This is a genomic window from Breznakia pachnodae (genome assembly GCF_030814225.1).
GTDB classification, from domain to species: Bacteria; Bacillota_I; Bacilli_A; order Erysipelotrichales; family Erysipelotrichaceae; genus Breznakia; species Breznakia pachnodae.
In genome coordinates, this window is the sequence record NZ_JAUSUR010000005.1 from 122,443 (window position 1) to 136,315 (window position 13,873).

At 31.5% G+C, this 13,873-nt stretch carries 12 protein-coding genes; 1 reads left to right on the top strand and 11 read right to left on the bottom strand.

Annotated features, from left to right (window positions below; translation table 11 throughout):
- Nucleotides 1-47: 47 nt before the first annotated feature.
- The 8 genes from J2S15_RS13665 to abc-f form a co-directional block, all read right to left on the bottom strand.
- Nucleotides 48-2,270: a glycoside hydrolase family 3 protein gene (locus J2S15_RS13665; RefSeq protein WP_307409249.1), complete on the bottom strand. Its 2,223-nt coding sequence runs from the start codon at nt 2,268-2,270 to the stop codon at nt 48-50.
- Nucleotides 2,271-2,386: 116 nt separating this feature from the next.
- Nucleotides 2,387-3,784 carry a hypothetical protein gene (locus tag J2S15_RS13670; RefSeq protein ID WP_307409251.1) on the bottom strand — a complete coding sequence of 466 codons (1,398 nt, stop codon included), beginning with the start codon at nt 3,782-3,784 and terminating at the stop codon, nt 2,387-2,389.
- Nucleotides 3,785-3,864: 80 nt separating this feature from the next.
- Nucleotides 3,865-4,992, bottom strand: a complete 1,128-nt coding sequence (locus tag J2S15_RS13675) for a DUF4097 family beta strand repeat-containing protein (protein WP_307409253.1) — start codon at nt 4,990-4,992, stop codon at nt 3,865-3,867.
- A 9-nt stretch (nt 4,993-5,001) separates the two neighbouring features.
- Nucleotides 5,002-5,658: a permease prefix domain 1-containing protein gene (locus J2S15_RS13680; RefSeq protein ID WP_307409255.1), complete on the bottom strand. Its 657-nt coding sequence runs from the start codon at nt 5,656-5,658 to the stop codon at nt 5,002-5,004.
- A 13-nt stretch (nt 5,659-5,671) separates the two neighbouring features.
- On the bottom strand, nt 5,672-5,995 hold the full coding sequence (locus J2S15_RS13685) for a PadR family transcriptional regulator (protein WP_307409257.1): 324 nt from the start codon (nt 5,993-5,995) through the stop codon (nt 5,672-5,674).
- Nucleotides 5,996-6,161: 166 nt separating this feature from the next.
- Entirely contained in the window at nt 6,162-7,106 is a 945-nt protein-coding gene (locus J2S15_RS13690; protein WP_307409259.1) for an XAC2610-related protein, read from the bottom strand.
- 82 nt (nt 7,107-7,188) lie between these two features.
- The gene (locus tag J2S15_RS13695; RefSeq protein ID WP_307409261.1) at nt 7,189-7,581 is read right to left on the bottom strand and encodes a DUF1801 domain-containing protein; all 393 of its coding nucleotides are present in this window, start codon (nt 7,579-7,581) and stop codon (nt 7,189-7,191) included.
- Between the two features lie 134 nt (nt 7,582-7,715).
- A complete protein-coding gene (gene abc-f, locus J2S15_RS13700) occupies nt 7,716-9,254 on the bottom strand; it encodes a ribosomal protection-like ABC-F family protein (protein WP_307409263.1) in 1,539 nt (512 codons plus the stop codon).
- A 410-nt stretch (nt 9,255-9,664) separates the two neighbouring features.
- On the opposite strand from abc-f, the gene J2S15_RS13705 reads away from it, so the two are divergent.
- Nucleotides 9,665-10,198, top strand: coding sequence for a helix-turn-helix domain-containing protein (locus J2S15_RS13705; RefSeq protein WP_307409265.1), 534 nt, complete (start codon nt 9,665-9,667; stop codon nt 10,196-10,198).
- A gap of 57 nt (nt 10,199-10,255) precedes the next feature.
- On the opposite strand, the gene J2S15_RS13710 is transcribed toward J2S15_RS13705, so the two are convergent.
- The 3 genes from J2S15_RS13710 to J2S15_RS13720 form a co-directional block, all read right to left on the bottom strand.
- Nucleotides 10,256-10,795 (bottom strand): hypothetical protein, encoded by a 540-nt coding sequence (locus J2S15_RS13710; protein ID WP_307409266.1) that lies wholly within the window; start codon nt 10,793-10,795, stop codon nt 10,256-10,258.
- Between the two features lie 42 nt (nt 10,796-10,837).
- Nucleotides 10,838-11,782 (bottom strand): hypothetical protein, encoded by a 945-nt coding sequence (locus J2S15_RS13715; protein WP_307409268.1) that lies wholly within the window; start codon nt 11,780-11,782, stop codon nt 10,838-10,840.
- 209 nt (nt 11,783-11,991) lie between these two features.
- Nucleotides 11,992-13,860 (bottom strand): leucine-rich repeat domain-containing protein, encoded by a 1,869-nt coding sequence (locus J2S15_RS13720; RefSeq protein WP_307409270.1) that lies wholly within the window; start codon nt 13,858-13,860, stop codon nt 11,992-11,994.
- Nucleotides 13,861-13,873 lie beyond the last annotated feature (13 nt).

Genomic DNA, 13,873 nt, shown 5'->3' on the forward strand with positions numbered 1-13,873 from the left:
AAAAGGATAGTAGATATCGATATCTATTATCCTTAGTTATACAATTACTATTTATACTTATTTACTCTTTCATCTTGAATAACACCTGTATAATTCATACCAAATGCAAAGTCATAGACATTACCTGCAGTATCAACATGACACTCCATATCTCCTGCAACATCCTCAGCTTGTTGTTCCACCGTTAGCATGTCTTTTGGCATTTGGAAAGGCAATAATGCCTGTGGTTCAAAATCACCACAGATACAGTCTAAAATCGCTTGTGTCTGGGCAGAGAAATGAACAAGTAATCCATCTATCTTATCTTCAAATTCTTTAACAATTGTAGGATTTGCTGCGTTCAATACAACAATTACTGGTTTGTCCGGCATTGCTTCTCTAGTTTCAAGAATAATATCTAAATCTTCACTATTTGTAGGTACAGTTGTCTTTCCTTCATAACTGCGGTTTACTACTTTATCTCGCTTATCGCTTGCAATACTCTCGATGCGTGTACCTTTAGCTGTATATGGTTTGTACTGTAATGATATTGGATAATATTCTCCATCTTTATACCCTACGGTTTTTGGTGAATCAATACATACAATGGAGAAATCAGCTAACGATGGATCTTCCACTACCTCATAATATTTCTCTACTAACTTAAAGTCTAATGGATGTTCTTCTCTTGCTGGTGATACTCTTCCAAACCAGTCAATGCTTTCATGAATTCTGCGTTTAGGAATATATACCTTCTTCTTTTTCTGCATTGGTAAACATTCATTATTCTTAAGTAATATAATCGATTTCTGCTGTGCTACATATCCCTCATCCATATGTTCAGGGCATCCAACTAAAAAGTCACTGTCCTGTGGATTTAAATAAGGATTTTCAAATAAATTACATCTGAATATATTTCTCAGCAAACGTCTTGCACAATCCTCAAAGAGATTGCGCATGTTTGTTTCACCATATTTTTCACTCCCCAGTTTATATGCTTCCATAATAGGTTCTACTTTATTTACTCCACCAAATTGATCAACACCAACTAATAAAGCCTTCAGATAACGCTCAGACAAACTTAAATCTTCTACGCCAAAACTTTTACCAGTAAGGAATGAATCAATCTGATCAATGTCCAAGATTACATTCCAGTCGGAACATACAACACCATCATATGCATATTTTTTTCTTAATAAGTCATCAATGATATATTCACTAAATGCATTTGCGATATTATCATGATTCTTTTTATCTTGATTATAAGAAATTGTATAATATGGCATAACTGCACTCGCGTAGTTTGTGCCATTTGTAAGTTTAAACGCTCCATCGATAAATGGTTTTAAGTGTTCATCAAAGTTATTACCAGGATAGACTGCAAACTTACCATAGCCAAAGTGAGCATCTCTTCCAGCTTCACCACTTCCACCTCCTGGCCAATGCTTCACCATTGCATTTACAGAATCACTTCCCCAACCACCTGTTCCAGTGGTTTGAAATCCATCACAATATGCTTCAGCCATTGCTGTTGCAAGTTTCGTATTTTCACCAAAGGTCCCACTAAATCGTGACCATCTTGGTTCTGTAGCTAAATCTATCTGTGGTGATAGTGCAGTTGTAACTCCAATTGCTCGATATTCTTTTGATGCGATCTTACCAAACGTTCTAACTAGTTCGCTATCAAACGTAGCAGCTAATCCCAGTGGCTGTGGCCATATCGAGATATCGCCTCCTGCTCCTGCATCATACTCGGTATTAGCACTTGCAGTATGTCTTGGATCACTACTTATATTCGCTGGGATACCTAAGCGTTGTCGTTCACAAAATGATTGTATTCCATTTGACCACATCGCACTTATTTCAGCATAATCCACTTGTGTAAGTAAAATATGTCGTCCATAATCTTTCACAATAAATTCTTTCTGTTGGTCTGTCAGTTCCCAGATATCCACATCACTGTCATCGTAACATTTCCCCCCATAGGTGCCAGCAAAGAATGCACCCATTCCTGTATTCTCAACCGTCACACTCATATGTGAACTATACAGCATCAGTCCAGCAATATCTTTTATTTTCATTTTTTCAATTAAATTATCAATCCGTGTTTCATAATCTAAACGCCAATCCTCATAAGGATCTAATATACCATTCCCATCTAAGTCTTTAAACGCATATCCATCATCTTCAATTATATCCACTTCACTATCTCGTGCAATTGCGATTGTTGCACCATTATTATTCCTATAAATTATATGATCATTATATGTTTCAATTGTATATTTCTTCATTATTGCTCCTTCCCACAATATAAAATAGAGAGAAATATATTGTTTCTCTCTATTATTTTAACGTATATTATCGCATTTTGATATAGCAGTTTTTTATACTATAACTGAATATTATTTCACTTCTTTAAAGAAAATATAAAAATCCCTGAAATCATTGTGGATATCAGACACAAAATAACAGTAATCCCATAAAATATAAGGACTGCTGAAATTTCGAATGAATCATCAAATAAATTTGTAAGTTCTTTAGTTGTATAGTTAGGCACATATTCTTGAATACTATAGCCATAAGACGATTCATAATCATTTTCTTTTGGTATTTGCTGTGTAGTAACAGTATCATTTAACACCTTATTACCTAAAGTAGTTCCAACTGGTATTGCTAATGTAGCAACAGCTATAATGATTGCAATTACTTTCATTGTAACTTTAAATAAAGCACTACTGCTTATTTTATTATTTTTAACGATATCTTGTCGTTTTCTTTTGAGAATAAAAATCATTAACAAGCAAAGCATAATAAGGCTAAAGCCAATAGCAATATATAATCCTATGTTCAAATTACTATTTAGTTGATCGATAGATGTTGTGATTTCATTTAAAGCATTTGATGTATCCGATATCATATAATATTCAGGAATCAGTTCATTCACTTCCTCTTTAAATTCATTTAACATGGAATTATCTTTCAATACAAAGATCGGCTCAATATAAATATCCTGACTTCCTGGAAGTTCTCCATAATTTGCCATTACTCCTGTATAAGTATCTTCAATATTTGTAATCAATTTATTGGAACAATAGATAACATTTTCTTTCATTCCAGTCTGCCATTCTTTATTGGTAGTTTGATCTGGATTCATCTGTTTCACAATCCCTGTCACTTTTAGTTCGCGCTCAATTACTGCAATTGTAGGTGCATCATCACTAACTCCAACTATCTTCCCCTCTTCATCCACATCTGGTTCATAGATTACTTCAGAGAATTTAAAAGTTGACCCAACTGATAACTTATTCAATTGCGCAAATTCTTGCGCGACTACAACTACATTATCTCCATTAGTTATTTCAACTTCACTAAAGGTTCTTCCATCAACCAACGTCATTATACCTTCTTCTACATCCATAATATTTGGATACTCAACACCAGTCAGTTCAAAAAAACCCTCATCCATCTCTTCTCCATAGTATGATTTCAACTCTTTCGTTGAAAAGGAATAGGTAGTATGATAGTCATAATAGTCGACAAATTCTAAATCAGCAATTTTATGAATGAATTCTTCATCCAAAGGATCTATTTTATCAATTCCATCCTTAACCTTATCACTAAGATTTGCATAATCTACAGAAACAGTAGAAACAGGTAGTAGTTCTTTTTTCATTGTATACTTAGCATCATCAACTGACTGTCTGATTGTAAGAGCACCTATGATAAAAACAAGGAAAACAAATACTATCAGCAATATGATTATTTTTGATATATGTTTAGAACCTTTTTTCTTAAATAAATCCATCTTATTCTCTCCGTTATCTTTAATATAACTAGTATAGCATAAGAAAAGAAGTAACATTCATTACTTCTTCTTACATCTATTTAATTTCTAGATAAATCTATATCTCCACTTGTTGTTTCTAGTGTAATCTTAATTTTAGCATCTTCACCAACACTACCTTCAGCACTATCTCCACCTTTTGAATAACTTAATCCATCATCAAAGTTAGTTTCAATATCTCCACTGTTGGTATCAGCTTTAAAAGTAAATGCTGTGTTTTCCGGACATCTGCATACAATATATCCACTTGTAGCCTTTAGGCTTACATCTCCAGTAACTTCTACAAAATCTACATCAATATCGCCTGAAGAAGTTGTAATAGTAGCTGTTCCAACAATATCAATGGCTTCCACATACCCACTTGAGGTATTAATATCCAAATTACCTTCACTATTATTAACATCTACATCTCCTGAATTCGTTTTAATTCGTTTATCACCTTTTCCAGAATCAATCGATACATAACCACTTGAGGTATTAATGTCTAAATTACCTTCAGTACTTATCAAGTCAACATCTCCAGAACTTGTATTCACATTCATATCACCAATACTAGTTTCCACATCAACATATCCACTTGTAGTATTGATATCAATTTTTCCTTCTAATGTTTTGGCATCTACATCACCACTGCTTGTTGAAAAAGTAATATTACTTGACTTTACACTCTTCACATCAATATAACCACTAGATGTATCAACTTTAAAGTTTGATAATTCCAAATTCATTCTTGACGTAACATCACCACTGTCGCTATCAATATTCAATTCACCTTTGTATGACTCTGGTAAATATACTTCAAAATAACGTTGATTGCTTCCAAATACCATAAATGATCTAAATGCCGATTCATCTACTTCAATATGTAGTTCTTCACCATTTTTATCGACTTCAACAAATGTATCCTTTTTCGCATTCGATGCATATTCCTTAATTTCTATTTCTTCTCCCTTTCCTTGGATGAAGATTACTTCACTACTATATGCATCAATTGAAATATTGGTAACTCCTTCAATTGAAGCACTTTGGGTATTGATTAACTCTGCTTTAAAGTTTCCATCTACAAAGCCAAAGTCACCTCGAAATCCTATTACATAAACTAACAAACCTGATAGAACTAGGATGATTCCACAAAGGATACCAATTAAAACTCTTCTTGTATTTCTCATCGTATCCTCCTAATAGTCATTTCTGCTTGTTTGAAGCATAAGATCTGCAATTGCTCTGGCACAAACACCAATTAGGAATATCACCCACGTAATATACCAAGCCATTGTTAGAAAACTAACAACGAAGTAAATTACTAATGTACTCATCCATATAATAGTATGTACAGAACTTCTGATCTCACTATTCTTCCTTTTGTTGTGATTCCATTCTTTAAAATCTTCCACTACTGTATCATCCTGCTTCTTATAATTAGGATAAGCAGTTGCATCATATACTAATATACAAGTGGCAATTGCCGCCATTATTAGAAAAACGATAAACCCCAATGAATCCGTTCTGGTGAATTCTTCAATCGCCAGCAATAGAATAAAACCAAAGATATACAATCCAATTGCAACCGTTTTAAATAAAGCTTTCCTTTTTAAATCCTGTTCATTTACTTTTGGTTTTTCTTTTGGTTCTACACTATCAAACAACTGATCAATATCACCAATTGATTCTATTACAATATGTAAAGCTTCATCTTCTGGCACTCCACTTTCTACCAAATCAAAATAACGATCATTTGAGTTCGCAATCAATTCTTCTTTTAATTCATAAGTTGCACGTGTCTTTGGTGCATCTTTAAATAGTTCATTTAAATACTTTCTTAACTCTTCATTCATACCTCTGTCCTCCTTATTTAATTAACTTATCGATAATCGACTTTGTTAATTTCCACTCTTCTTTTTGTTTTTCATATGCTAACTTCCCTATCTCAGTAATTGCATAGTAACGACGTCTTGCACTACTATCCTCATTACCCCAATAAGATTTTATTTTTCCTTCTTGTTCCAGTCTTCTAAATGCAGAATACAATGTTGCTTCCTTTAACTCATAAAGATTATTCGTTTTCGTTAAAATATCTTTATTAATCTGATATCCATAACTATCTTTCTCTAATAAATGAGCTAATATAATTGTTTCTGTATTTCCACGAAGCATATCTGATGTCATTGACATTACAGATTCCTCCTTTCTCTTATCTTTGTCCACTATAATATACATCGATATACCTCGCCTGTCAAGGTATATCGAAAATATAAGTATATTAACTTATGAAATATACAATTTATACAAAACCATTAGAAAAGAAAAAGATCATTTCTGATCTTTCTGGGATTATAAATTATTCACTTGCTTTAAAGGGTCCAATATACCCCTTATCATTTACCCATAATGAATGTTCACTATATAAGTAATCTATTATTTGTTGCCTACCTTCTGGTGTATCACTTTTTAATGGAAATACATCTTGCATTGTTCCATTGCTATTTTCTGTAACTTCTACTTTTATTACTTCTTGTGCAAGTTCAATATAATTATAATCAAGCGTTTCTATATCCACCTCTTTATCTCTCAGATGTGTTAATACCAACTGATTTGTCAACTCAAACTTATCATTTTGAAATTTGTAAATATAAAAGGAATAGATTCCTCCTGAATTATTCTCACTACGAAGAATTCCATGTTCATTATCGATGGACATATTAACTATATCTGAAATATTTGCTTCTATAAACAATCCCGTTTCTGGTTGGTAAATCCATCCAATACAAGAAAAGTTACCTTTATTACCACCTATTTCTTTTTTACTCAGAATATCTGGATAACCATCAAAATTAAAATCTACTATTTGTATGTCATCGATAACAGCAGTTCTGAAAATCGCTTCATCAGCATAGATATTAACTTCGTATGATATCGTTTGTATTCGTGTTCCCTGCCCATCGTAAACTTCAACATCTACTTCACTATATATACCATGTTCATAAGTATACAATTCATTATTTGCATTCAGTTTTGTTTCTACAGTCTTTTCAATCTGATAATTAAAATAAAACGTATATATAACATCAGGCTCTATTTCTTCAGATAACTCTAACGTTTCTTTTTCTAGCTTTATTATCTCTATTTTTTCTTTACCAATAAGTTCACAGGTGTTTCCTCTATCTTCTACATCACTTATTTCAGTTTCTTTCTCAGTTGTTTTGATTTCAACATCAAAAATAGCACTACACCCACTCATGACTATCAATACAAGAAAACATAGTATAATATTTATCCTCTTCATCTTTTTCTTCATCACTTTTTTATAATCAACTTTCTAATAGTCATACGAATAACTAATACAGATAGTTTCATTTTATAGCAACCTAATTCTTTTTATGGTATGTCAGTGCCATTTCGATACAAATTTTTAACTCTTCAACAGGTAACTCTTTCTTTGGTTCCAATACAATTGCACGATTTTTAGAAAATGTTAAATCATTAGTAAATAGTTTTCTGAATGTTTCGACTAATGTAGTCTGACAATGAAAGAACATTGCTATCTTATCTTTTTCAAAACGATCAATGCGTATTGGACTAGCACCTTTACAAGTATATGATGGTTGTCCCCATTTCAAACTTTCTTCTATTTTATTTGTTTTATCAATTCTATCTCCTGTCTCGAAAATTAAATCTCTTAATTCTAATAATCTTTTGCGATATAGTGATGGATATTCCATAAACGTATTATCAACATTAATATTATCAAATTTTCTCATAAAGTTTCTCCTATCAATATATGTTATTTCTTACACTTTTATCCTAGCAAACATTAGTATTTGAATCAATTAAATAACTTTTGACACTTCAAAGAAAAAGAATGATAATCGACTGACTATCATTCTTTCATTACTTATAAGTACATCATTTTCGTTTGCAGTTTATTTAAAAACATTCGATCATGACTAATCACAATAATTGTTCCTTCAAACTTCGATAGTATATCTTCAATGATTTCACAACTGGCAATATCCAGATGATTGGTTGGTTCATCAAGAATGATACAATTGCATTCGCTCAGCATAATTTCCAAGAGTTTTAAGCGCACTTGTTCGCCACCACTAAGACTTGATACATATTTATACATATCTCCCTGATAGAACCCAAAGCGTGCTAGTGAACGTCTGGCTGTTTCTTCATCTAGTTCACATACTCGACGAAGATAGGCTAAAATCCGCTCTTTGTGATCATCAAATTTAACAACCTGTGGCAAATAACCAACATCTACAGTGGCACCAAACTGAATCGTTCCACTTAGAGGTTCTATTTCTTTCAATAAAGTTTTCAATAAGGTTGTTTTCCCTTTCCCATTTGGTGCAACAATTGCCAATCGGTCTCCTCTTTGAATTGTAAAATCCAAAGTATTTACTAATGGTACATCGTAACCTATCTCTAGATTATTAGCGATAACAACATCCTTACTACCTAACTGTGAATTCTTTAATTTGAACTCTAACTGATTTCTTACTTCGATTGGTTTGGGAAGTTTATCAATACGTTCCAATCGTTTTTCTACAGCCTTTGCTTTCTTAAACATATCTTCATTATCTGATTCATTCCCCCACTGTCGGAAACGTCGAATCATCAGTCTCAATTTCTTGATTTCTTTTTGTTGTTGTTCAAAGTCCATTACCATACGAAGATAGCGTTCATGACGTTCTTTACGATATTGCTCATAATTACAATGATAGGTTACAACCTGACCATCCTCTATTTCATAAAACACAGAAACAGTATTTGAGAGAAACTGCCGATCATGAGATACAACAATTAGTGTCTTACTAGTATTCTGACAATAACTTTCCAACCATTCAATTCCATTTACATCCAAATGATTGGTAGGTTCATCAAGACAGAGCACTTCATAATCCTGTAATAACAATTGAACTAAGGCAATACGTGTCTTTTGTCCACCACTCAATGTATGAAATGGTTGATCTAGTATATCGTATACATTAAGACCTTTAGCATAAGATTCTAAACTATTTTCTAATTCATATCCACCAACTTGTTCAAACTTTTCAAATGTTTTTGTATATGTTTCAAAAATATCATCATAGTTCTCTGCATCCATCATTTGTAGTTCTAATTCTTTTAGTTTTTTACTATAGTAACAATACTCTTTAAAAGCCGAAAGGATAAACTCCTTACTAGATTCTTTTACATTTGGAAAGACCTGCATCATATAACCAACACTCATATCTTTAGGAATGATTACATTACCACCTTGATAATGTTCTTCTCCTGATAACACTTTTAATAATGTTGTTTTTCCTGCACCATTCTCACCAACAATTGCTGATTTACTACCTTTCACTATTTCCAGTGAAAGATCATTTAAAATAACATCTCCAGCATAAGATTTTATTAAATTGTTTACTTGTATTTTCATATTATTTTCCTCCATTAATTTAAGTAGAGGAATTGCATATAAAAAAGCCCGATTAAAAACCAGGCTTTACAGATTTGAAAGACAACGGTTTTTACAATTCCTCCTATTTTGGACGCACTCGTCCCATGATTAATGGAAGCTTTGTAAACGTTATTGTACGACAAAAAGCATCAAAGTAATTTATTTCATATTTTGTAAGCTCTCTCGTACAAGTTACCATTGTCTTTCACCTCCTTATGACAATATCCATAATTATAACATATGATTATCAAAATAAGAAACTTTAGTATATTTTCAATGAAATAAGCACTTCGAAAAGTTGCAACGTTTCGTTGCATATTGTATAGTTAAGATGCAACAAATAAGTTACATAGATTCACTTTACCAAGACAAAAGGAGATGATACAGTGATGTTAGATATAGGAGCCAATATCAAGATGTTTAGAACTGCCAACAACCTGTCACAAGAGGACTTGGCTGACAAACTTCATGTTTCCAGACAGACAATTTCGAAATGGGAACTCAATAAAAGTACACCAAATTTGGAATACCTTTTACAACTAAAAGGAATATTTGCAATCACGTTTGATCAACTGCTTGCAGATACCATAATTAAGGAGAATTCTATGAAAAAAGCAATCTTATTTGTACACAACTATAGGACACAGGAAATTCCAGGTCATAATTACAAACCAGTGCTTGACTATGCAACTGGAGACCTAATAGAAAACATTACGAAAGTATATCCAGAATATGATTGGAGACCAGCAAAAAGAACAGAAATAAATGATATATTGCAAAATGAAGAAATTGATTTTGTTTTGATTACTCCAGTTATGAAATCATATCTTAGTGATGTGAAGGAAATCTATTCTGGTGAAGTCAGAGTAATGAGATCAGATGAATATGGCAAAATTACGAAACCACCGTTTGGTAAAATTTAATTCAATTAATTATATGTAAATATTTACACAGTAATGCCCACTTTTTGAAGTGGGCATTTATTTATTATAGGTTTCTTTTATCACCTTTCCTTTGATATCTAATAACACTTCAAGACCATCCCAACATCTAACCTCTACTTTATCATCTATGATTCTAAAACACTCTGTTCCATCAGCTCTTACAAATATGTCACTTCCACTAAATGACCACTCTATTTTAAAATCGTTAGATAGCTTAATAATTTCTAATTCGCCATGGATTATATAACCTTCATCATACTCATATATAGCAAAGAAACATCCATGATTTTTAAAATCATCAATCGCGGTCATCTCATATGTATTTAAATCCAGTATCACTATATAACCATCTAAAAGTATGATTAATTCACTTTCATGCAATATACAACTGCATGGAGCACTCATATGAGCTACAAGAATCATATTTGATTTATTGATAAATATATTCCAAATTTTTGAGAATTCACTATCAATCAATTTCATATAATCAAATATCTTATCATATTTGAAAGTAGTTAATTCAAGTTTCGTAATCTCAGTAATTTCAACTTCGTAAACACTATTATATAATATCATTAACTCACCATTTATTTATCTTTCTTTTTTCACACATAGTAATTAACTTCGAATTATTCTAGGGTATTTCTGTAACACTTCATTCAAGTCATTTTCAAATTCATCAACTACATTGCATATTTTTTTGTAATAGATACAAAATAACTCTAGATAGTCTATCTCTTTATCTCTCATAACAGAAATACTATATACCTCATTTTGTCTCACAATTACCCTGCTAAGAGTACTAATTTCATATTTACTATTATTTGAATAAAAATACTTTTCATTAAATATAAAATAATTAAACAAAACTTTATTCTCTAGAAATATGTATGTAAAAATTCTATAAACAAATAAATATAAAAATAATATTATATAGAGAGAAGCTGAAATAATGTTTCCGTATTCTATATATTTATGGAACATATCAAATGCTCCAAATAAAAATATAAATATGCATGCTTTTACCATCAACATTACAATGCCACCACTACTAATCCCAATATGATTACTTTCGTAATCACAAAGACCTTTTCCCATCATATAAGGAGTTAAAAATATCAATATAAAACTTTCAATATTCTTTTTAAAGGCATTAGGACATTTTAATGCAAAAAATTCACCATTATCGTCAACAATACATAAATAATTTACCAATCCTACTTTACGGTAAAAAAAGTAACATTTTTCAATTTCAAATTTTATAGGTTTATTAAATCTACTATAATATAAATATTTGTTATCAGTTTGCAAACGGAAAAATTTAGTTTTCATTACGAATGGAATAATTATAAATGTACTTACTACAATTGAACTTATAACAATAAAATCATTATCAGTATCTGATATTATATCTGGAAATAAATCATTTCCTTTTACCAAGAAAACACCTGCAACCAATACAGCAGTTAAAGATAATTTTATAATAACCAGAATAATATCACTATATCTTTCAGGACTATTTTCATCACCAATATTTATTCCGCTAAAATCAAAAAAATCCATGTATTCTCCCTCCAAACAACTAACATTCAAATTATAACAAAACAAAAGAAATAATTATACATCTACAAAAAAGGCATATAGATTTAGTCGTAAAACTACACATCTATATTGCCTTATCTCAGCATGCACAAAGGGTTATAATATTGTATATTGAAGGGCGGGTAATACACAACTATATAGGCGTTTTTTGACCTTTATGCATATTTATATTATTCTTTAATTCTTCTAGTTCTACCAATTAATACTATCAAACCAGTTGAAAGTATTACTAATAAACCATAAGGTATAGTCGTTGTAGTATCAAAGGTATTCACTCCATTTGATACATCAGTAACTTCTGTGTTTGGAACCACACTTGGCTTTACACTAGGAACTGAAGGAGTTCCAGGTTTTGAAGGACTAACTGGATTTACTGGGTCAATTGGATCTACTGGTTTTGTAGGATCTGTCGGTTTAACTGAATGATCCTTTTTTTTCTTTACTGTTATGGTAGCTACTGCTACTTTTGTAGGATCACTTATTGAAGTTGCTTTTATTGTTATTACTGAATTTACTATTTCATCTTTACCAACTACAAGTGTTGCTTGTGATGTTGACTTTGTTAGAGGAGTAATTGCTGTATCTTTTGATTTTGCATCCTCAATACTCCATATTACTCCAGCATTTGCTGTATCATTTTCGAGTGTTGCTGTAAAACTTGCACTTGCTCCCTGAATAACTTCAGTTTGATTCGGATTTATAGATATAGTAATTTCAGGAACAGCAGTAACTATTACATCGATGTCATTTAGTTTTATCCCGTTGACTTTCGCATAATATTTATAGTCTCCTGCTTCATCCATAGTCTGTGTAAGTGATGTTCCTGTTTCTCCATCAATTAATACATCATCCTTGTACCATTCAATTACAAGTGGAATACTAAAATCACAAGGTACTGTAGCTAAAGTTGAATCAGCGTCAACATATTCACTTGTCTCACCATTATACTGTTTGATCACTTTATATACAGTATCAAGATCTGTAAGTTTAAATTCTACTGTATCATTTTCATTAATATCATTAGTTAATAAAGTGTCTGTTGTATAATTTGCAACTATTTTTGCCGCATAAATATCAGTTACTGTATCTGTAGTCTGAGTTAATACATCAGGTGATGCTGGGTCTAGAAATAAGTCTATAGCATTCTCATCATCTAAAAATATTGATTTTATTTCACTATATCGAAATGGATATTTTCCAATATGCTGAACATTTTTAGGTATCCTTATACTTTCTATAGGATGACATGCAAATGCACTATCCCCGATATATTCCAAACTTTCTGGAAGAGTAACTTCTGTTATTGAGCCACCAAACATACCATTAAACGCACTGTTATTAATATGAGTTACACCTTCTTCTATTGTAAGATTTTTTAAATATGCACTTCTAGCCATTAAACCAGCAGGTATCTCTTTCATATATGAAGGTATTACTAATGTTTCTACTGCACTGTAATCAAACACATTGCTTTTTGCATTTTGTGCAAACCCTTCACTGAACGTTATACTTGTTAACTCCTGATTTAATCCAAACGCTCCATTTCCAATTGAACCTATGTTTTCCGGAAATGTAATTTCTGTTAATTTATTACTTAGAAATGCATAATCTCCTATTGTTATTCCATTATTTGGAAGCACAAGAGAAGTAATTTCGTTTCCATTAAATGCATATTCACCAATATGTGTTACTGTATCTGGTATTACAACTTCTCCAATCATTCTACTTTGATAATATCCATTCCAGCTTGGTGCAAATGCTTTATCCGCTATTGAAACTACTGTATATGTAACACCATTATAATCAACCGTTTCTGGAAGATTAAGCACATATTTTTGAACAGGTACATAAGCTTGTTCAAATTTCACAACTTCAACTGTACCTGTTGCACCTTCTTCACTCAGCACTCGATAAGAAACCAGATCACTTGCTACATAAAATGTTTGATTTACATATCCTTGAACTTTTGTACTGCTTATTTGAATAACACTAATAAAAATAAAGCTAACTATTATAAATATTTTTCCAATCTTTTTCATTATCTTCTCCCTC